17 protein-coding genes and 8 pseudogenes are annotated in these 18,417 nt (G+C 67.1%); 9 read left to right on the forward strand and 16 right to left on the reverse strand.

Translation table 11 applies throughout. The features are described 5' to 3' along the window. Window positions 1-945: 945 nt before the first annotated feature. Window positions 946-1,339: pseudogene (locus ACFWBQ_RS24480) on the reverse strand (transposase); the annotation flags it as partial. 186 nt (window positions 1,340-1,525) lie between these two features. Between ACFWBQ_RS24480 and ACFWBQ_RS24485 the strand changes: the two are divergent. Beyond that, window positions 1,526-2,008, forward strand: coding sequence for a GNAT family N-acetyltransferase (locus ACFWBQ_RS24485; protein WP_385492846.1), 483 nt, complete (start codon window positions 1,526-1,528; stop codon window positions 2,006-2,008). Between the two features lie 407 nt (window positions 2,009-2,415). Here ACFWBQ_RS24485 and ACFWBQ_RS24490 read toward each other — a convergent pair whose 3' ends face one another. The 3 genes and pseudogenes from ACFWBQ_RS24490 to ACFWBQ_RS24500 form a co-directional block, all read right to left on the reverse strand. After that, window positions 2,416-2,853, reverse strand: coding sequence for a DUF4259 domain-containing protein (locus ACFWBQ_RS24490; RefSeq protein ID WP_385492849.1), 438 nt, complete (start codon window positions 2,851-2,853; stop codon window positions 2,416-2,418). 55 nt (window positions 2,854-2,908) lie between these two features. Next, a complete protein-coding gene (locus ACFWBQ_RS24495) occupies window positions 2,909-3,598 on the reverse strand; it encodes a transposase (RefSeq protein WP_385492852.1) in 690 nt (229 codons plus the stop codon). A gap of 280 nt (window positions 3,599-3,878) precedes the next feature. Then, window positions 3,879-4,442, reverse strand: a pseudogene (locus tag ACFWBQ_RS24500) (transposase family protein); the annotation flags it as partial. A gap of 661 nt (window positions 4,443-5,103) precedes the next feature. Here ACFWBQ_RS24500 and ACFWBQ_RS24505 point away from each other — a divergent pair. Both ACFWBQ_RS24505 and ACFWBQ_RS24510 read left to right on the forward strand, forming a co-directional pair. Next, window positions 5,104-5,634 carry a hypothetical protein gene (locus tag ACFWBQ_RS24505; RefSeq protein WP_385492855.1) on the forward strand — a complete coding sequence of 177 codons (531 nt, stop codon included), beginning with the start codon at window positions 5,104-5,106 and terminating at the stop codon, window positions 5,632-5,634. 145 nt (window positions 5,635-5,779) lie between these two features. Continuing rightward, window positions 5,780-6,055 carry a hypothetical protein gene (locus tag ACFWBQ_RS24510; RefSeq protein ID WP_385492858.1) on the forward strand — a complete coding sequence of 92 codons (276 nt, stop codon included), beginning with the start codon at window positions 5,780-5,782 and terminating at the stop codon, window positions 6,053-6,055. A gap of 8 nt (window positions 6,056-6,063) precedes the next feature. Here the strand turns inward: ACFWBQ_RS24510 and ACFWBQ_RS24515 are convergent, their stop codons facing one another. Beyond that, window positions 6,064-7,611 carry an ISL3 family transposase gene (locus tag ACFWBQ_RS24515; RefSeq protein ID WP_385492861.1) on the reverse strand — a complete coding sequence of 516 codons (1,548 nt, stop codon included), beginning with the start codon at window positions 7,609-7,611 and terminating at the stop codon, window positions 6,064-6,066. Between the two features lie 497 nt (window positions 7,612-8,108). On the opposite strand from ACFWBQ_RS24515, the gene ACFWBQ_RS24520 reads away from it, so the two are divergent. Further along, the gene (locus ACFWBQ_RS24520; protein WP_385492863.1) at window positions 8,109-8,585 is read left to right on the forward strand and encodes a hypothetical protein; all 477 of its coding nucleotides are present in this window, start codon (window positions 8,109-8,111) and stop codon (window positions 8,583-8,585) included. Between the two features lie 168 nt (window positions 8,586-8,753). Here ACFWBQ_RS24520 and ACFWBQ_RS24525 read toward each other — a convergent pair. After that, window positions 8,754-9,357 (reverse strand): annotated as a pseudogene (locus ACFWBQ_RS24525) (IS701 family transposase); the annotation flags it as partial. Between the two features lie 283 nt (window positions 9,358-9,640). Then, a complete protein-coding gene (locus ACFWBQ_RS24530) occupies window positions 9,641-10,117 on the reverse strand; it encodes a hypothetical protein (RefSeq protein WP_385492867.1) in 477 nt (158 codons plus the stop codon). Window positions 10,118-10,474: 357 nt separating this feature from the next. Here ACFWBQ_RS24530 and ACFWBQ_RS24535 point away from each other — a divergent pair, with 357 nt between their 5' ends. Together ACFWBQ_RS24535 and ACFWBQ_RS24540 are read left to right on the forward strand one after the other, a co-directional pair. Further along, a complete protein-coding gene (locus ACFWBQ_RS24535; protein ID WP_385492870.1) occupies window positions 10,475-10,780 on the forward strand; it encodes an STAS domain-containing protein in 306 nt (101 codons plus the stop codon). Continuing rightward, window positions 10,780-11,700 carry an anti-sigma factor RsbA family regulatory protein gene (locus ACFWBQ_RS24540; RefSeq protein WP_385492873.1) on the forward strand — a complete coding sequence of 307 codons (921 nt, stop codon included), beginning with the start codon at window positions 10,780-10,782 and terminating at the stop codon, window positions 11,698-11,700. Before ACFWBQ_RS24535 ends, ACFWBQ_RS24540 begins: the two co-directional genes overlap by 1 nt. A gap of 56 nt (window positions 11,701-11,756) precedes the next feature. On the opposite strand, the gene ACFWBQ_RS24545 is transcribed toward ACFWBQ_RS24540, so the two are convergent. The 4 genes and pseudogenes from ACFWBQ_RS24545 to ACFWBQ_RS24560 form a co-directional block, all read right to left on the reverse strand. Further along, window positions 11,757-12,110: an STAS domain-containing protein gene (locus tag ACFWBQ_RS24545; protein ID WP_385492876.1), complete on the reverse strand. Its 354-nt coding sequence runs from the start codon at window positions 12,108-12,110 to the stop codon at window positions 11,757-11,759. Window positions 12,111-12,156: 46 nt separating this feature from the next. Further along, complete coding sequence (locus ACFWBQ_RS24550; RefSeq protein ID WP_385492880.1) at window positions 12,157-12,498, reverse strand: SpoIIE family protein phosphatase; 342 nt, start codon at window positions 12,496-12,498, stop codon at window positions 12,157-12,159. A gap of 268 nt (window positions 12,499-12,766) precedes the next feature. Beyond that, complete coding sequence (locus ACFWBQ_RS24555) at window positions 12,767-13,207, reverse strand: ATP-binding protein (RefSeq protein WP_385492882.1); 441 nt, start codon at window positions 13,205-13,207, stop codon at window positions 12,767-12,769. 453 nt (window positions 13,208-13,660) lie between these two features. After that, window positions 13,661-13,858 (reverse strand): annotated as a pseudogene (locus ACFWBQ_RS24560) (DUF4145 domain-containing protein); the annotation flags it as partial. A 688-nt stretch (window positions 13,859-14,546) separates the two neighbouring features. Here ACFWBQ_RS24560 and ACFWBQ_RS24565 point away from each other — a divergent pair. Further along, on the forward strand, window positions 14,547-14,840 hold the full coding sequence (locus ACFWBQ_RS24565; protein ID WP_385492886.1) for a hypothetical protein: 294 nt from the start codon (window positions 14,547-14,549) through the stop codon (window positions 14,838-14,840). 45 nt (window positions 14,841-14,885) lie between these two features. On the opposite strand, the pseudogene ACFWBQ_RS24570 reads toward ACFWBQ_RS24565, so the two are convergent. After that, window positions 14,886-15,888 (reverse strand): annotated as a pseudogene (locus tag ACFWBQ_RS24570) (helix-turn-helix transcriptional regulator). A 91-nt stretch (window positions 15,889-15,979) separates the two neighbouring features. On the opposite strand from ACFWBQ_RS24570, the pseudogene ACFWBQ_RS24575 reads away from it, so the two are divergent. Then, window positions 15,980-16,251 (forward strand): annotated as a pseudogene (locus ACFWBQ_RS24575) (VOC family protein); the annotation flags it as partial. 108 nt (window positions 16,252-16,359) lie between these two features. Beyond that, the gene (locus ACFWBQ_RS24580; RefSeq protein WP_385493794.1) at window positions 16,360-16,716 is read left to right on the forward strand and encodes a VOC family protein; all 357 of its coding nucleotides are present in this window, start codon (window positions 16,360-16,362) and stop codon (window positions 16,714-16,716) included. A gap of 44 nt (window positions 16,717-16,760) precedes the next feature. Here ACFWBQ_RS24580 and ACFWBQ_RS24585 read toward each other — a convergent pair. The 4 genes and pseudogenes from ACFWBQ_RS24585 to ACFWBQ_RS24600 all read right to left on the reverse strand — a co-directional run. Beyond that, window positions 16,761-17,086 (reverse strand): annotated as a pseudogene (locus ACFWBQ_RS24585) (UBP-type zinc finger domain-containing protein). A 30-nt stretch (window positions 17,087-17,116) separates the two neighbouring features. Next, window positions 17,117-17,590 (reverse strand): VOC family protein, encoded by a 474-nt coding sequence (locus tag ACFWBQ_RS24590; RefSeq protein WP_385492889.1) that lies wholly within the window; start codon window positions 17,588-17,590, stop codon window positions 17,117-17,119. Window positions 17,591-18,068: 478 nt separating this feature from the next. Further along, window positions 18,069-18,284: a hypothetical protein gene (locus ACFWBQ_RS24595; protein ID WP_385492891.1), complete on the reverse strand. Its 216-nt coding sequence runs from the start codon at window positions 18,282-18,284 to the stop codon at window positions 18,069-18,071. Window position 18,285: 1 nt separating this feature from the next. Then, window positions 18,286-18,357, reverse strand: a pseudogene (locus ACFWBQ_RS24600) (hypothetical protein); the annotation flags it as partial. Between the last annotated feature and the right edge of the window lie 60 nt (window positions 18,358-18,417).

Raw genomic sequence — 18,417 nt, forward strand, 5'->3', positions numbered from 1 at the left:
AACAGCTGCTCGCAGGGCACGTAGTCCTCCAGCCGGTTGCCCTGGAGAACACAGATGAAGGGGATGTCCGGGGCCAGACTGCGCAGTTCGAGGGCGTTGTCGACGGTCAGGTACTGGTGGATAGGGACGGCGGTCGTCAGGTCCTGCTCGGTGGCGCCGGGCTTCACGCCGCGGGCGTCCTGGGTTCCGTGGAACAGTGCGCCCCGGCGGCCGGCGCCGCCGTAGATGACCAGCTCTTCGCACATCCAGTCCTGCGGGGCGACTCAGTGGCAGAGGTCCGCGGAGCTCGGACAGGTAGCGCCGGATCTCCGCGACGTACTCGGCGGGCGTGAGCGTCCACCGGCCGTGGCGCTGGAAGCCTCGCGTACGTCGTCCTCGGTCAGGCGAATTGCGCGAGCGACGCCCGTTCCTCGTCGGTGATGTCGTCGGCCGGTGCCGCGCTGCGGGTCTGGTGATCCTGAGTGGTCATTGCGGAAACTCCCTGTTGGGGTGGTCTGGGGTGTCGACCGGGGCCAACCTGTCGACATAAAGAATTCCACCATTGTTGATACCGATGGGGGTAGTACGCTGCGCGTGGCGGCGGGCCGATCGCACGGCCCGGTATGCTGGAAAGGCATCGCAGCTCTGCGCGGAACCGTTCTTCGGTCCTCCCTGCTGGGGTTGTGGTTTGGGAAGGTCCGGCGGTTGGGCCAACCGCGAAAGCGGCCCGCTTCGGCGGACAACCGCCGGACCGCCACACACACGAAAATGGCGGGGCCGGACGCACACGAGTCCGGCCCCGCCATTTCGTCGCCCCTCGACCGGGGCAAGTGAGTCGGCCCCGATTCGAGGGGCCGCCCGTTGTGCGTCACAAGGAAATGCGCTCGTGCTCTTCGATCCATTGCCGGGCGATGTGGCCGGAGTACGAGCAGTAGGCGGTGCGCCCGGCGGTGTTCCCCCTGCCGGACGCCCAACTGCCGCACCCCGCCTGGTCGCCCACACCGCGTAGACGGCGACCTGAGCATTTTCGAATCTGCCTGCCGTGCCGGTGTATTGACGCTGGGTACCCACCGTGGACGTGCCCTTCTTCACGTCCACGGTCTCATCCACGACCAGCACCGAGTTTTCGGTGCCGAGCCGCTCGGTGACGAACTCCCGCAGGTCGTCGCGCACGCCGTCGTGGTCCCAGCGCACGGGACAGCAGGTGTTGGAATGCGTCAGGGCTGGCATATCTGGCGTGCTCGGCCAGGGTCGAGCAGTTCACCCGGGGCAGCTCGGCGATCAGGGCCCGGGCCAGCGCGCCAGCATGCCGCCGCGGCTCCACCCGCCTGAACCTGCCGGCTATCCGTCCTGCGAGCAGGGCGAACCCGGCCTCGCAGGCGGCAAGGTCTAAACTCGGCGGCGCGGCCACCGCTACCACATCAGTCTTCGCCCACCGATGATCAGCGGTGGCTGTTTCGTCTCTTCAGCCACCCCAGTCACACACGTCACGATGAAGGGGGACGGGGTAACCGGGTCAGGAACGACACCGCGCCTCTGCCTATCGATGCCAGAACTTCAGTTGATCCGTCTCGACCACGCGCCGGCCCTGCTTGAGTTCGAGCGGCAGAACCGCGCCTACTTCGCGGCGTCAGTGCCGGACCGGGGCGAGGAGTTCTTCGCCGAGTTCGACGCGCGGTTCGCGCAGTTGCTTGAGTGGCAGGCCGCCGGGACGGATTACCTCCATGTGCTGGTGACCGAGGGTGGCGAGGTGATGGGTCGGGTGAACCTGATCGAAGCGGCGGACGGATCGGCGGAGCTCGGCTACCGGATCGCACAGAAGGCCGCCGGGCGGGGATTGGCCACCGCAGCGGTGCGTGAGGTGCGCGAACTCGCTGCCGCCCACTACGGACTCACCAGGCTGCACGCCAAGGCCACGCTGGACAATCCAGCCTCGCACAAGGTCCTTGAACGCAACCGGTTCGTCGCCGTCAGCGAACTGACGCTCACCGACAAGCCGGCCATGTCCTACATCTGCGAACTCCGCTGACGCGACGCATTCATCGCATGACACCGTGCCAGATCACGATCTACGACTGGAGTACTGAGGGGAAAAGCGCTGGCTACGGGGCCAGGTGGCCGGTGGCGCGGCATCGACGCCGTCACGCAGGCTCGCTGTGGCGTACCGCCTCCCGTTGTCGGGATCTGGCACACATTGCGTGAACGATCCCGAGTCCGGCTCCATCGGGCCCATGCGGTCGTCGATCGGTGCTGGTGCCGCGCTTTGCTCCTCAGCCGACGCAGCGGCCAGGAAGATCGTTCACGGAATGTGTCCCAAAGCCAGAAGCGGGCGTCGTTTGTCGATGAGCGCGGGAGGCACCCCGATGACGGTGAGGTCGATGTTCACGACTTCGGGTTCTGGCTCAACTTCTGTGGTCTGTGACTTTGGGTCACCGATTAGATCTCGAAGAGGGCTTCCTCTTGTGGCGGGATCGGAGGGTCAAGGAGGTCGCGGAGGCGGGTGATCTCCTGACGCCACTTCGACCAGTTCGCAGCTTCGGCCCACTGCTCGGCGAGCTCAGACCGGTCGGAGACCACTTGGTCCAGGGCGTCGACGGCGAGCATTCGAAGGTCTGCGGGCAACTCCGGTAGCGGCTCTGATGGGCCATAGTTCAAACACACCGACTCGCCCTCGGGATGCTGGGCGACGACCAGGGCAGCTGCGGCCACTGCCCGCTCGCCGTCGTAGGTACCGAGGAAGTCCACGGGGCTGGCGGCGCGTACGATCACGCCGCGGATCATGGGTTCGCGTTCTTCCCACGCTGCCTCGTCCAGATCACCCCCGAAGTCGGCGGCGGTGTCGTTGTCGAAGGGACCGGTATGCCAGGTGCCCATGTCTCTCCTTGCGTGGCCGTCTGGAGGATCGTCGCACTGGCCACCGACAACGAAGTCACGAGGCAAGCAGCACCCGCTTGCGCAGGACCTTGAAGCCAGCGCGTCCGTACATCTGTCGCTTGATCATTTTGATGCGGTTGACGTGGCCTTCGACGACGCCTGAGCTCCAGGGCAGGGTCAGGCCGGCTGTGACACCTGCGAGGTCACGTTCGAGGCCGTTGATGAAGGTGTGCATGCTGGGCAGGTCGTCGGCCCGGACCGCCGCTATCCACTCGCGGAGCCGTTCTCCTTGGCGCTGAGTGAGCATCTGCCCGAAGGAGCGAACGTGGCCGGCGAGGGCATCCAGCTCGGGGCAGTGGGCCAGAACGGACTTCAGTTTCAGCCGGTCCTTCTCCGCAAGGGCGTCCGGGTGGGTCAGGATCCACCCGGAGACTGTCCTGGGCGACGGCGGCCGACCATCTGGCACGGTGTCCCGGAAGGGACGAAGGTAAGCACGGAAAGCCCCGTACCCACCGGCGTATCCGTGGCTCTGGATCTCCTTCCAGAGGGTCCAGGCGTTCGTGCAGCCCTCGGCCCATCGCTCGTGCAGGTACGGCTTGAAGTCGTCGAGCTTCGTCCTGCGGTTCTGCCACTGGCCTTGGAAGAGGTCTTCCGGGCTTGCCGCGTCGGCCAGCCGCTGAACGGTGCGGTATGTCATCCGGAGCTGACGGGCGACTGCCCGCCAGCTGTGTCCTTCGCCGAGCATTTCGTGCACGATGGCGTGTTTCTCGCGAGTTCGATCGGCGAAGCGGTGTCCAGTCGGCCACGGGAACGTGCCAGCTTCGGGGGCCGGTGATGCGGTGACGCTCTCGGAGCTGGGAACCGTGAATGGCGCTCGCAGACAGGTCCGATGGCGTGATACGCATCGCTCGGCGGCTTCGCCGAGGTTGCGCCAGAGATGGAAACGGTCTGCGACCTGCACCGCGGTGGGGAGCCCCGGTGCTGGCGCCTTCGGCGAAGAAGGGGGCACGATCGCGACAGACCACCTCGACCTCAGGACACTCAGCGAGCCAGGCGGCGACAGTGGCTGCCTCACGGTCCGGCAGGAGATCCACTGGCCTGCCGGTTTCGACATTGACCAGCACGGTCCCGTAGATACGGCCCTTGCGCATCGCGTACTCGTCGATTCCCACCACCCGCGGGGCCGATGGCTGAGGGTCAGGCATCGCATCGACCAGCCGAAGCACCGTGCTGCGGCTGACGGAGATTCCGAAGACGTCCGCAAGACGGGCTCCAGCGCGGCCGGCCAATGCAAGACCCACCTCGGCCAAGGCCGAACACAGCCGGTCAGTCCGCTGAGCGTGACGGCGGGTCAGTCCCGGGATCTGTTCAGCGAAGGTCTGCCGTCCACAGGATGTGTCCGCGCAGATGAACCGTCGGACCTGCAGGCGCAGCACCACACGCCTACCCGCGCTGGGCAGATCGGCAGGAAGCCGCAGGTAGGACCCATGAAGCCGGTTCGACCACCTTCCACAGCCGGGACACTCAGCACCAGCCGACTTGCGGGCGATTCCGATCCAGATCGCCTCGCCGTCGTCCTCCGCTGACATCACCGCGACTTCAGGGTTCCGACAGGAACAGGAGCTCTTCCAGACGCAGCAGCACTTCGTTCACGGCCCCGAACTCTCGGGCACGACAAGGCAGCCATGGGGCATTTCAAGACGATCGAGCGAGAGCCAACATGGAGATCAACAGTCACGGAGCGTGGATGCTCCACAGAGGTTGAGCCAGAACCCGAGAGCGGACAGCAGATGTTCACGACCTCAGGAGGCGTCTGGCCTGTGGAGGAATCGAACGAAGCAGGTCTTGACCCGCCCGTGCCAGGGGATTAAGGGACCTCGACGTCGAACCGTGCGTTAAGCCACCCGGCCGCCATACTGGCAGGCGCCACGCCGGTTCTGGTTCATAACTGCGGTGAAGTGGCCGTAGACACAAGTATCGTCTCGTACTCACTTAGTGGAACGAGGGCGGCAGAGGTAGAGACGGCACTTGCGGGTAGGAGCCCCGTTCTCTCGCCGACGGCTCACTCGGAACTGCTTACAAGGTATTCCGCGGATGAAGTCGGGTCTTGGCTTTCGGCTAGGGGCGGCCGGATGGGTGACGAGGAATCGAAGAATATTCGCCGGACCTCGGCAGTCCTCAGGCGGTTCAGCAAATGGCCGACGCAGGGCTACGATCTCGAAATGGCCAAGCAGGCAGGACTGTAGTCACATGCTGATCAATTACCTTCGTCAGTTCTTTCCGGAAATCGAGACAGATGACCCCGTCTCGTATCTGAGCGAGGCGGGCGACACGGTCAACGCACTCATGTACTCGTTCCTGTACTGGCCTCGCCTCGTCGAGCTTCATGGCGCGGTTTTCCTCGGTCTGAGCGGGAATGACGAGGAGGAGATCCGGGAGAGGCTGTCCGCCACTACCGGCCGTGCGATCCCCGACAGGGAGGAGCTCTCCTGGGCGGAGGTGGTCGACAGTTTCAACCTGTTCGAGCTGGGCCACCTGTTCAGCGCGGTGCCCGTGCACAGTGAAGATTTCGACTCACTGCACCGCGAACTCGGGTCAATTCTCGTCAAGTCCTGGCATGCGCGACTCGTCTACACATACCCGGAGCGGAAATTCTCTGTCCGGCTCGTGGAAGCCGACGAGTCGATGATGGAGATGAGGATCGAAGTGAAGCAAGTGTCACCGACCCTTGCGACTCCGGGTGGCTGGGACGGTCGTCTCCGCAGGGTTGTGATCGACTAGCCGGGTTCGAACAGCAACGCCACCCACTGCCTCCCGTTCCCGGGTTCTGGCTCACTTTCCGTGGAGGGCTGACTGAGTGTTATGTCAGGGGTATGTGGTGGGATGGCCGGACTCTGCCGCCGCGACCTGCTGGGAGACCGCCTTCATGCCCGTGTACTCGTCTCTGACTCACGCCCTGGCGGCGGCCTTGGTCGATGTCCTGTGGTTCATCGAGGGTAGTGAAGACGAGCAGATGGATCCGGACGACGCCGTCAAGGTTCTGGAGGGTGTCGCCCACCTGATCAGCAAGCTGTCGAGCGACCAACGGAGCGAACTGATCGGTCTGTTCGGGACGACGGCCGAAGCCGAGTCCGACCCCGCGCGGCGGGAGTTCCTGGAAGGGTTTCCGGAGGGCTTTGGTCTCCTTGATGATGCGGTTTGACCTGTGCTTCACGTGTAGAGCAGGACGCGCTTGCGGAGGAGATGGAAGCCGGCCCGGCCGAACATCTGGCGTTTGAGCATCTTGATCCGGTTGGCGTGGCCTTCGACGACGCCTGAGCTCCAGGGCAGGGTGAGGCCGGCGATGACTGCTTCGCGGTCACGGTCGATGCCTGCGGCGAGGGTGTGGAGGCCGGGGAGGTCATCTTGTCGGACAGCGTCGAGCCACTGCGGCAGCCGTTCGCCCTGGCGCTCGGTGAGCATCTGGCCGAAGGAGCGGACGTGGCCGGTGAGTGCGTCGAGTTCAGGGCAGTGGAACAGAACGGCCTTGAGGCGAAGGTGCTCGGTCTCGGTGAGGGTCTCCGGCCGACGGAGAATCCATCCAGCGACGACCCGGGGTGACGGTGGCCGAGCCGTGACGGGACCTGGCGAGAGCCGCTTCTCCCGGAAATAGGCGCGAACCCGCTGGTAGCTGCCCTGATAGCCGAGCGGCACGATCTCCTCCCACACTCTCCAGGCGTTCGTGCGGCCTTGGTTCCAGCGGTCATCGAGATAGGGCTTGAACGCGTCGAGTTTGGATGGCCGGCCCTGCCACTGCCCCTGGAACAGGTCCTCCGGGGTGGCTGCGTCGGCGAAGAGCTTGACGGTGCGGGAGGTCATCCGGAGTTGGCGGCCGATCGCCCTCCGGCTGAGCCCGGCTGCCAGCAGTTCGTGGACGGTCGCGTGGTTCACACGGGTGCGGTCAGCGAAGCGGTGTCCCCGCGGCCAGGGCGATCCGGAGGGGTCTTCGAACTTCTCCGGCTCTGGGGCAGGCTGGGCCGGATCCGGCGCCAGGGCCTTCAGGCATCCGCGGTGGTCTGCGACGCACCGTTCCGCAGCCTCGCTCAGGTTGTGCCAAAGATGCCACCGGTCCGCAACCTGCACCGCTTGTGGTGCCCCGGCCGTGGCCCCTTCGGCGAAGAACGGTGCCCGATCGCGGCAGGCCACCTCCACCCCGGGCCGTTTCGCGAGCCAAGCGGCCAGGCTGGACGCCTCCCGGTCAGGCAGCAGATCGACTGGGCGCCGGCTTTCGACGTCGACCAGGACAGTCCCGTAGTGACGCCCCTTGCGGGTCGCGTACTCATCGACGCCGACCACCCGCAGGGCCGTAACTTCGGGGTCGGGCAACGCTTCGACCAGCCGCAGCACTGTGCTGCGGCTCACGGACACGCCGATCATGCTCGCCAGGCGGGCACCGGCCCGACCGGCGAGCGCGAGCCCGATCGCGGCCAGCGTCGACCGCAGGCGCTCGGTCCGCCGGCCGTACCGACGGGTCAAGCCTGGCAGCTGTTCGGCGAAGGTCCGCCGCCCGCACGAGATGACCGGGCAGAGGAACCTGCGGACGCGCAAACAGAGAGCAACCCGTCTGCCACCGCTGGGCACATCAGCGGGAAAGCGCAGATAGGAGCCGTGAATCCGCCGTGACCAGATCCCGCATCCGGGACAGATGGCCCCGGGCACCGTGCTGCGGGCCTCTATGCGTACCGCCTCGTCGTTCACATCGATCGACAGCACCGCCACGTCCGCGATCTACGGGAACAGCAACTCCTCCAGCCGGAGCACCACTTCTTCCACGAGCCGAACTGTCAGCCCCACCCCACCCGATACGGGTCAATTCCGGGCAACTTCCCCGCGGCCCGCTCACCCAACAACCGTCACTCAGCGTGCAAGCTCCACGGAAAGTGAGCCAGAACCCGACTTCGGGAGGCACCCGAGCGCCTGGTCCTGGCCGCTGTAATCCAGAGTGACCACCGAGGCTCGTCAACCGCGTCGGCGCTGGGGGAGGGCGGGGCCGCACGCGGCCTCGCGCAGCGGCGCACGCAGACTCGGGGCCCTCCGTGAACCGGCCGGCATCCCGCCTGGATCGGCTCGGGAACCATCCCCCCGGATCCTGCGTGACCATTTGTGTTGCCGACTGGTGGTGAGGGGACCGCATGAGAGTTCCGACGATGGTGAGCGTGGCGGTAACGGCTTGTGTGGCGCTGGCGGCGTGCGCGTGCGGTCCGAAGAATTCGAAGGTGGATACGGACGCGAAGCCTTCGCAGCCGTCCGCGTCTACGCGGGCCAAAGAGCCGTCGGCCGCGCCGTCCGAGTCCGCTCGGCCCGAGAAGCCGTCGGCCGAGCCGACCGGCGACCAGCCCGCGCCCAGGACGAAGGAGGGTGCGATCCAGCGGTACGAGCAATACCTCCACGCCCTGGGCCGTGAGGACATCGACAAGGTCTGCGAAGTGGCCGGGCCCGCCGCGCAGAAGGCACAGGACCAGGGGCTCGGCCCGTGCACGTCGACGTACGCCATCGTGGTCCAGATGATCTCGGCCGCACAGAAGAAGGCCCTGCAAACCGCGACGGTCGACCCGCAGCGCATCGCCGTGCGCGCGCCCGACAAGATCGAGATGCCGGTCGAAGCGGTCAGGGCTTCCGCATCCTTCTCCGAGAGCGACCTCGGCAGCTACACCCTGGAGTACCTCAAGAACGATTGGTACATCACCGACTGAACCCGACGCGCCCTACGCGGACCACCCGATGAACGGCTCCGCGCGCACGCCACGCGGTGGCCGGTCGACCGGCGTCCGCCGACGACCTTCAACATTGATCAGGGCGCCGTCGGAAATCGAAATCCGCGAGGCCTCTCCTTTCCGACCTCGGTGTGCCACACGTTCGATCGTCATATGTGCGTCCAGTGCGGCCCGCAGCTTCGGGTTGCCGCCGTAGACCTCGTCGCCGGCGACCCACGGGGCCCGGTGGGCCCGCGTCCAGGAACCAGCCGATCATGCGGGCGGCCAGCTTCGGCTTGGTGGCGAAGGTGGTCTCCTCGCCGAGCCCGGCGGCCCGGCAACGGTCGGGCTCGGAGGTCTACGAGCGCGGGACGTACAACTCGCGGTCGACCGCCGCGTGACCGCGGCGGCCCGCATGGACGAGGTAGACGGCGACCCGGGAGTTCTCGATCCTGCCGGTGCCGGTGTACTGGCGCTGGACCCCGACCGTGTGCGTGCCCTTCTTCGCGTCCCCGGTCCCATCGACCACCAACACCGCCCCGTCGTCGTGCAGATGCTCCACCACGTACTCGCGCACGTCGTCGCGCATCCGGTCGGCGTCCCACTTGGCCCGGCCGAGCAGGTGCTGCATCCCGTCCGGAGTCGCCTCGCCGGCCCCTTCGGCTATGGTCCAGCAGTTCTTGCGCGGCAGATCCGACAGCAGCCCGAGCACCAACTGCCGCACCCGGCGCCGGAGCTCGACCCGTGTGAACCGACCCGCGATCCGGCCCATCAGAACCTCGAATGCCTCCTGCCAACGGGCAGGGTCTACGCGGTGACCTGCGGCCACCGCATGATCTTCTGCCTTCACACGCCGATGATCAACGGTGGCCACATCCATCCCAGCGCCAGCCCCCGCCAGCAAGAGCACGATCCACGACTGGAGTTGGCTTCACCGGAGCCGACCAAGCTGCCTCGTGGAGAATCGCTCAGGGTTGCCCCGCGCCGGAGCGACCGGGGAGCCCTTGAGGTTGGCCCCAGACGCCGGCCCCGGCCACTGACGCGCAGCCGGAACCTCAGCGTGGTGGCGCGATCGTTGTTCGGTCGTCCCAGTCCTGGAGCACACTCCAGGAGCCACTTGCTATGGCGAAGACCAACTGCGACCACTCGAACACCTGCCCTGCGTCGGCCGGCCCCGGACCGTCGAACCACTCGGCGCAGAAGTCCACGTACAACTGGTCGTCGAAGCGAGAGAACATCGGAGGGTCGTACAGCACCCAGGCAAAGCCTTTGCTCTCGTCGATCCGGAAGCGCGAGACTCCCTCGAAGTCCAGGCAGACGGTCTCCCAGCGGTTATCCTCGTCCCTCACCTGGGCGTCGATGACGATCCGGACCGCCCGCCCCCGCGATTGCGCGCCGAACTCCTGGTCGAGTACGACCCTCCGAACGCAGGAGTCCCCGAACTCGTACCGGCCCAGCAGGGCAGCGATGCCCTCCTCGGTCAGCGGGAACGGCCCGAGCCTTCGCGGCGGTACCTGCGCTCTGAAATCCATGGAACTCCACAATCGGTCACTTCAGAACATGCATCCTCCCTGACGGCCCGCCCGCCAAATGAGCCTTGGTCAACGAGGGCTCAGAGCCCGGCCGCCGATCGCACGGCGACCACGGGGCTCGGAACGACGGGCGTGGCGCGAGAGCAACTGTAGGGTCTCCGCCCTCGTGAACAAGCCGGCCACGTACCCGCCCGTGCGCCGGTGCCCCGTGGCGGAATTTGCCACCGGAAGCTCTCTGGGTGGTGGGCCTGGAGCCTCGCAGCCGTGGGATGATGCCCCGGTACTGAGGTCTGTGGAGGTCACGGGGTGGATGACTCACATGGTGCGGATGCTTTGGCGGCATCGTCGCCGCCGAGGATGGCCGCGTTGGAGATCCGTCCCCTGACGGATCCGCCGGGAGTGCACGCGGCCGGCGAGATCACGCTGACCACCCGCGCCGCGTGGGAGCACGCTCTGGAGGGTCTGGTCGGCGGGAGCAGCGACGTCTATCTGGACCTGTCCTGCGTGACGTTCGTCGACATCGCCGGCGCGTCTGCGGTGGCGGTCGCAGCCCAGCAGCTCGGCACCGGACGCCGTATGGTCCTCAAAGCGCCCCCGCGCCCGCTGCGGCGCGCATTGGAGCTGTTCTGGCCCGACCTGTCAGCGATCGAGGTGACGAAGTAGTGCATGCGGCTGAATCGTTCGTCCACCCGGCGCTGTTCTACCGGGATGTCCAGGAGTACCTGGCCGGGACCGTGCCATTCATCCAGGATGGTCTCGCCGCGGGCGAGCCGGTGGCGGTGGCCGTCCCTGGCCCCAAACTCGCGCTGCTGCGGGCGGAACTCGGTGCAGACGCCGGGGCAGTACGGCTCATCGACATGAACGAGGCCGGGCGCAACCCAGGCCGGATCATTTCCAAGGTGCTGCGGGCCTTTGCCGACGCCCACCCCATCAGCCGGGTGCGCATCATCGGTGAACCGATCTGGCCCGGCCGTACTGCGGCCGAATACCCGGCCTGCGTTCAGCACGAGGCGCTGATCAACGCTGCGTTCCGCGGCCGCGACGTCACCATCGTCTGCCCCTACGACGCCGTCCGGCTCGATGCCACAGTGCTCGCCGACGCGTACGCCACGCATCCCGTGATTATCGACGCGGGACGTGAGGAACACAGCAGCAGCTACGACCCCGACCGCATCGTCGCCGCCTACAACCAGCCGCTGGCACGGCCGTCGCACATGTTGGCCTTCGTGTTCGATGCCGAGCGCCTCCCCTTCGCGCGAGACTTCGCGGTGGGGCGGGCCAAACATCTGGGGCTTGCGGATGAGCGTTTGGATGACTTCGCCCTGGCCGTTGCCGAGCTGACCACCAACAGCGTGGTGCATGGTGGCGGGTCAGGCACCGTATGCGTCTGGGCGCAGGACGGTCAGGTTCTGTGCGAGGTGACAGACGCAGGGCATCTGAGTGACCCGCTGGCAGGCCGTCGCCCGGCCGCGCGGGAGCAGCTCGGCGGCCGGGGTCTGCTGTTGGTTCACTACCTCACCGACCTGGTCCGCGTTCACACCAGCCCGGAAGGCACCGCGATCCGCTTCCACCTCTCGAACTGACAGCCGCGGCCCGCCCCGGCGTGCGGCGTGGACGAGTCGCCTTGTGGATGCCTGGTTCACCCCGCCGGAGCTGACAGAGCCTCGGCGGCACTGGCGTGGATGGGGAAGAGCTGGTCCAGGCCGGTGATGCGGAAGCTCTTGGCGATGCTAGGGGTCAGGCCGGCCAGGGCGATGTCCGTACCGGAGGCGGACGCGCGTCGGTGCGCGGCCACCAGCGTGGTGAGGCCGGTGGAGTCGCAGAAGGTCAGCGCGGCAAGGTCCATGACCAGCAGCGTGCTGTCCGCCAGAGGCAGCTGGTCCGGGGCCTCGCGCAGCTGTGGGGCGGTGTGGTGGTCGAGTTCGCCGGTGAGGGTCAGCAGGCAGAGCCTGTCCTGGCAGTCGCTGGTGGTGGACAAGCGGGTGGTGTTCACGTCGTCTCCTGCGGGGTTGCCACGCTATGTGGGGCGGCGGGGACGGTCAGGGTGAGGATGACCGTGTCATCGGACAGGCCCTGCCCGAAGCCGGCCAGAACTTCCTCCGGGGCGGCCACGATGTCCGGGGCCGGCCGGCGAGGCCATCAGGCGCTCCTCGCCGTACATGGAGTCCAAAGGGTGGCGGTGGCGATGCGCGGCTCGGGCAGCATCCGATCAGCTGCCCGCCCGCCAGGTCCACCGTCTGCACCGTGCCGTCGCCGCGCAGCAATAGCGGCGGGGGACGGCCGCCTCCGGCGAGGGTGAGGGTGAAGCCCTGTGGGGCGGGGGTGAGGAGACCGAAGAGGGCCGTGCAGTAGCGAGTGGCCCGCGGTGTACTCGTGTGCAAGGACGGTATTCAGATTGCTCAGCACGGTTGACGGACTCATCCAGGTCTTCCGAAAGACAGGTCCGGATCGGGAGGCGGTCCGGTCACCGGCCGCAGAGGGATATAGGGGGCGTCCAGGGTGCTGAAGAGCTGGTTGAGATGGTCACGGAAGTCGTTCAGGCGACCGGCCGTGGCGGGCCACACGCATGCCCGGCACGTACAGGGGTGAGGTCTGCGCCCCTCGGAACGGGTCGCCGCTCCGCCCGCCCGGATCACGTCCGGCGGGGGATCAGTCGATGGCCTCGCCTTGCCGGGGCTTCGGAGCGCCGGGGGGTACGAAGCAGGCGGTGACGGTCTTGCCCGACGCCTGGCGGTGCGTGGCCCATCCGTCGGCGAGCGCGTCGACGATGGCCAGTCCGCGCCCACCGGTCGTCGTGAGGTTTTCGGGCTGCTGGGCAGGGGGCAGAGGATCGGAGTCGTGGACACTCACATGCAGGCAGCGGCTGTCCCAGGTGAGGACCAGTTGGGCGTCGCTGTGCGCGTGCACGTGCGCGTTGGAGATCAGTTCGGAAACACTGAGCAGTATCGCGTCCACGGTTTCGGGAGCGTCCTTCGTCCACTCCAGGGACGCCAGGTGGTCCCGCGTCCAGCAGCGGCCGGCCCGTACCCCATGCGATACGGGGAACGACTGTGCCCATCCCACCGCATACAGCGACGTGTCCTTCGTCATCGCCCCTCCTTGCTCGGCTCTCTTCTCCTCTACCCCCGCATTCGAGGCCCACCACGGCACCCGGCGCGCGGCCCGGCCGTCCTGCTGCTTCTCGCGGGCCAGAAGCTGCGACACCTCGTCCTGCACGAACGATCCGCACTGGAGAGGTCGGCGGCTGTGCAAGGTTGCCCTCGGACACGCCGAAGATGGGGTGGATGGGCCGGCCGTCCTTGCGGTAGCCGAGCACGGCGTAGGGATGGGGCAGCAGGCGAGAAACGGTATCCTCCGGACCACTGAGCGCCCCCGCGCTACGTACGAGTGTGTGCGGGCTTTTGATCAGGAAGTGGGCCCCGCCGCATTTGCCGCATCACGCCGAGCCGCTCAGTCCGCAGCCACTTTGGCCCGCTGTGCCGGCTGCACGTACAAGGTGAGAACTGCCGACTCAAAATGAGTCCAGCGATGTCGGCGATCTCCTCAGGGGAGTAGGCCAAGGCGTCGTGTACCGATGAGTTCCCAGGAGTTCCCCACAAGGCGTGCCTCGTGAAAGTCGTTCACGACCTCTGTATCCACGCCCTTGCTTCCCAGCGCGGTGATCTGCTCGAACAGACTGTTGCCCGTCGCGTCTCGATCCTTCGCTATCTGTTCGATCACTGCTCGGTAGCCGACCCCGGCAAGCCGAAACGCCCTGGCCTGCTCCGCCTTGGCTGCCTACTCAAACAGGTTCACGCACCAGCGCCGGCGCCTCGGGCGACAGTGGGCGAACCCGCGGCTCCGGCCAAAGTACCCACGTCTTTGCGCCGGTTACGAGGGTGAACTCTTTCTTCGTTCTCGCCGAGCTTGGTCTCGCCCACGTACGACATCAAGACGATGTGGCCTCGGCGGCAGAAGTCGCAGGCCCAAAGTATCTCCTCGACGGTGTCTGCCGCTGAGTACGCGGGAAGGGTCCCTGCCGGGTACGGGGCTGCTGGACGGACCTTAATTGTGAAGGCGATCGACGCGCTCGGCTGATCCATCTCCGGTCGGCGCCCGATGCTGGCCGTGGCAATCGAACCCCGCGCTTGGGGGGATGCTCCGGACAGCGCGGAGCTCAGCGACAACGACATCGGGTCGCCCCGCGCTCGCGGGGATGCTCCTCGCCACTCCGATACGGCGGCGTCGGTTGCCGTCGACCCCGCGCCTGTGGGGATGCACAGCGGGTCAGCAACGGGGACAGCGAACTCACCACGCTTGGGGTGTGTATGTGAGTATCCGTCGTCTGGGGGGCGTTGCAATGTTCACCTATTGCTCGATCACCGATACTTTGCGTGATGACAGCGGGTCGTCGCAGATGCGGCTCGCGGCATGGGAAGGAACGACGCGCATGAAGCGACGCATGGCAACAACCCTGGGGGCGTTCGCGGCCGCCGCAGCGCTGGCCCTCACTGTCCCCGGTTCCGCATACGCAGCCGAAGGTGTGCTGATCGTCAATGGTGGCGAGTACAAGGACCCGTCCGGCTGCTACCCAGTCAACTGGTACCCGTCGTCGGTGACCAACCACACCGACGCCATCGCTGAGGTGCACTCCGGCCCCAACTGCACGGGGCTGGTGGAGGAGCTCGTCTATCCGGGCGGGACGTACCACTCCGAAACCGCCGGGAGCGTCTTCATCCTCTGACGCCCGGGTCCGCCACCCGCCGACTTCGTGGTGCCTACTGATCCGTCATGCATGAGGCGGTCGTCGCCGGGCGGAATCCGCGAGCCTGACGGCGAGCGCCTCGACGAGGTCGCGGAGCTCATCCGGTCGCTCGATGACGAATGGCTGATCGAGTGACGCGAGCACGGCAGGCAGCCAGTCGAGCCGTTCCGCCCGCAGCTCGACGCGGGACCACGGCGTGGTGTCGGAATCTGCGCCGCTCGCGGACGGCGACTCCTCCACGATCGCGATACTGGCGGGAAGTCGGGTGCGGATCTGCTCGGCCGTCCCCTGGACTCGCAGCGTCACCTCGTGCCGGTACGGAGCGGTAGCGAGCCCTGTCAGGACGCGTTCCCGCCGGGTCGAGTCCGGCGGGCGGCTCGAACGCGCCGGGCAGGGTCCTCGCACCGGCGATGCGATCCAGCCGGAACGTCCGGTCCTCGCCGATCGCGGGATCCCCACCCGTCACGTACCACTTGCCCGAGTGGGTGACGAGCCCGTGCGGGTGCAGCGTGCGTTCGCTGCGCCGGCCGTCGGCGGCGGTGTCCCGGATCGAGATCGGCCGGTGATGGCGGACCGCGTCGGCGATCGAGAGCAGGACCACGGTCTCCGGGGCGGCCGACTCACCAGGCGGAACCGTGAAGGCGAGGAAGCCGAGTACAGCGTCGAGTCTGCGAACGAGCCGCTCGGGGAGCATCCGCCGGACCATGGCCGCTGCCGTCTCGCTCGCCGTGCCGGTGGCCGTCATCAAGCCGGCTCGCCGACCCGAGACCAGGCCGAGCAGCACGGCGAGCGCTTCGTCGTTGCTCAGCATGAGCGGAGGCATGCGATATCCGGAGGCGAGTCGGTAGCCGCCGTAGCGGCCACGTACGGACTCGACGGGCACATCGAGGTCGATGAGGCGGCCGACGTACCGCCGCACCGTGCGCTCGTCGACGTCGAGCCGATCGACCAGTTCGGCCACGGTCCGGATGCCTCCCGACTGCAGGAGCTCCAGCAGGGTGAGCACGCGAGCAATGGGTCGGGACATGCCCAGACGTCTCTCGCAGATACCGGGCGGGTTCTGTCCGGTATCGGTCTTAGGGTGCGGTCAGAAGCATCGATCGACCAGCAGAGAACCCATGAACTTCGTCTCGATCCGCATCATCACGAGCGACGTCGCCCGCCTCGTGGACTTCTACGAGCGCGCCACCGGAGTGCGGGCGGGCTGGTCTACCGAGGACTTCGCTGAGCTCAGGACCTCCTCGGCCACCTCGCGATCGCCAGCACCCGTACCGTCCCTCTGTTCGCGCCTGGCTCCGCCCGCCCGGCCGACAACCACAGCGTCATCATCGAGTTCGTTGTCGACGACGAGGACAGTGTGCACCGGAACCTGACCGGCTTCGTGGAGGACACAGGCGTGGCCTGACAGGCCATTTCCTGACACCGACCGGGCCAGCGTCCTTTAGGGTGTGCATCGGGAAGGTCTGTTGACCGGCTCGGAGGTGTCGTTCCCTTGCAGATGAAGTTGAGCGCGATAACACTCGATTGCCCTGATCCACTGGCTCTGGCGGCGTTCTATCAGCAGGCCACCGGCCTTGAACCCCACCCGAAGTCGGACGCCGACTTTGCCGGCCTCAACCGTGAGGACGGACTCCTCATCGGCTTTCAACGGGTCGGCGATCACCGGGCGCCGAGTTGGCCTGATCAGGCCGTTCCCCAGCAGCTTCACCTTTGCTTCGACGTCGTGGATCTGGACGAGGCGGAGGCCCGGTTGCTGGAATTGGGCGCAGGCAAATCGGATCACCAGCCGCATGAGGACAGGTGGCGGGTCCTCAGCGATCCGGCTGGACATCCCTTCTGCATCGTCAGGGGCTGACTGGGGGCAAGAGGGTCTCGATGGGTGCCCTAAGCGCGACACCGTCACCTGCCGGGGCCCGGCACCCCGTACACCGCCTCCCGGGGGCCCCGTCCCCGGACTGCGGGCACTTCTACGAGATGCCCTCCTCGGTGTTCCAAAAACCAGCTCTCTCCCCGTTCGAAGCTGGTCTGAGGGGGTGTCCCGCCTCGCGCGCGTGCTTTGTTCCGTGCTGCGGGGGTGAGGAATCGCAGCAGCCGATATGCCCGCACGCCGCGCAGCGCCGCAGGTGGAACCACTACCCCGGTCCGTCGCCGACCAAGCACTCCACGCAGCCGGCTCCGCCGGGCGTTGCGGTCGGATCGGGGCCTGGTATCTGGTCGTGTGGCATGAGGGATGCCTCCCTGACGAGGCGCCGTCGTCAGGTTTCGGTGTCGGTGCGCGCCAGGATGCCTTTGAGTAGCCCCGTGGCCTGGCCCACCTCGATGAGGTAGCCGTCCGGATCGCGCATATAGCAGCGCAGCTCGGCGCGGCGGTCGATGGGCGGGGTGAGGAACTCGGCCCCTTTGGCACTCGCCGAGGCGTAGAAGTTGTGGATGTCCGCCACCCGTACGTTCAGGAAGCTGGAGACGGTGTGGGGGTCCTCCGGTGTGCGCAGGACGACATCGGGTTTGTCGTCGGTGGGCCCGCCGCCGGGGTTCATGATGATCCAGCTGTTGGCGACCTTGACGATGCAGGGGTTCTCATCCAGCACCACCCTTCCACCCAGTACGTCGGCGTAGAACGCCCGCGAGCGAGGGACATCGCTGACCGTGAGGAAGTGCGTGAGTACCAGGCCTTCGGCGGGTGCGGGAAGGTCGTCGGCTGTGACGCCGCCAGACGTTACGTTGGACATATGTCGAGCGTATGGCGCGCATGGCCGTGCGGCATTCTCAGCCGGTGCGCTTCGTCACCTGGGAAGTGCCTCCGCCGGCCACGATGCGCTGGCGGAAGACCACGTCCACCCCAATCTCGGCCGGCGGGGCCACAGCCGCTGGCCGCCACCGCACCTAGACGTCCCGGTGCGCCCCGGACGGCCACTCGGGCCCACAGACCGTCAGGCTCTGTACAGCCTCGCGCGGCAACACCTTCCTCCGAAAGCCCAAAGCCCAGACTGCGCCGCACCGCTGCGGCAAGCTCCGGGGCCAGGGGGCCGTCCCCGGTCTGCGTGAGTTCTACGGGCGACACCTCATGGGCCCGCGGGTGCTTGCCGCGCAGGGTCTGCACCACCGTCTTGCCCTGGCGGGCGAAGTCCATCGTCCAGTGGTCATCCAGCCCGTCGACCTGTCGCCCCAGTTCCGGAACCCGGGCAGTCACATCGGGTAGGCCGTCCATCAGCAGTGCCCGCTCCTGCCCGTAGTCCTTCGCTGCCGAAGGTGCAGGAGTGCCGTGCGGACGATGTTCTGGAGCCATGCCTGCTCCTCCGGCCGGTAGGGCGGGAGCGTGCGGAAGCGGTGGGTGACGACGGGGTCCAGGGCACCGAGTGAGGGGTTGGCTCGCCGCCTGCGCTCCTCGGTTGCGGGCGGCGGCCACTCCGACGTGGTCCCCACGCAAGACGCGGACCTGCGGCGGCCATTCCCGCTCGCAGCTGCGGTCCGTGCTGCTGTCGTCGACGACGACGATCTTTGAGGTGTGGGGTGTGGGGTTTCGTTTTGGTGGTGGTGGGGGTGTTTGTTTTTCCCC

This window comes from Streptomyces sp. NPDC060035 (assembly GCF_042736635.1).
Lineage (GTDB): Bacteria > Actinomycetota > Actinomycetes > Streptomycetales > Streptomycetaceae > Streptomyces.

Coding starts and splice junctions, on each gene's coding strand:
- ACFWBQ_RS24565 (WP_385492886.1), top strand. CDS start 14,547: ATGAAGCGACGCATGGCAACAACCCTGGGGGCGTTCGCGGCCGCCGCA.
- ACFWBQ_RS24510 (WP_385492858.1), top strand. CDS start 5,780: ATGCCCGTGTACTCGTCTCTGACTCACGCCCTGGCGGCGGCCTTGGTC.
- ACFWBQ_RS24530 (WP_385492867.1), bottom strand. CDS start 10,117: ATGGATTTCAGAGCGCAGGTACCGCCGCGAAGGCTCGGGCCGTTCCCG.
- ACFWBQ_RS24505 (WP_385492855.1), top strand. CDS start 5,104: ATGCTGATCAATTACCTTCGTCAGTTCTTTCCGGAAATCGAGACAGAT.
- ACFWBQ_RS24590 (WP_385492889.1), bottom strand. CDS start 17,590: ATGTCCAACGTAACGTCTGGCGGCGTCACAGCCGACGACCTTCCCGCA.
- ACFWBQ_RS24495 (WP_385492852.1), bottom strand. CDS start 3,598: ATGCTCGGCGAAGGACACAGCTGGCGGGCAGTCGCCCGTCAGCTCCGG.
- ACFWBQ_RS24490 (WP_385492849.1), bottom strand. CDS start 2,853: ATGGGCACCTGGCATACCGGTCCCTTCGACAACGACACCGCCGCCGAC.
- ACFWBQ_RS24485 (WP_385492846.1), top strand. CDS start 1,526: ATGCCAGAACTTCAGTTGATCCGTCTCGACCACGCGCCGGCCCTGCTT.
- ACFWBQ_RS24555 (WP_385492882.1), bottom strand. CDS start 13,207: ATGACGAAGGACACGTCGCTGTATGCGGTGGGATGGGCACAGTCGTTC.
- ACFWBQ_RS24580 (WP_385493794.1), top strand. CDS start 16,360: ATGAAGTTGAGCGCGATAACACTCGATTGCCCTGATCCACTGGCTCTG.
- ACFWBQ_RS24535 (WP_385492870.1), top strand. CDS start 10,475: ATGGCCGCGTTGGAGATCCGTCCCCTGACGGATCCGCCGGGAGTGCAC.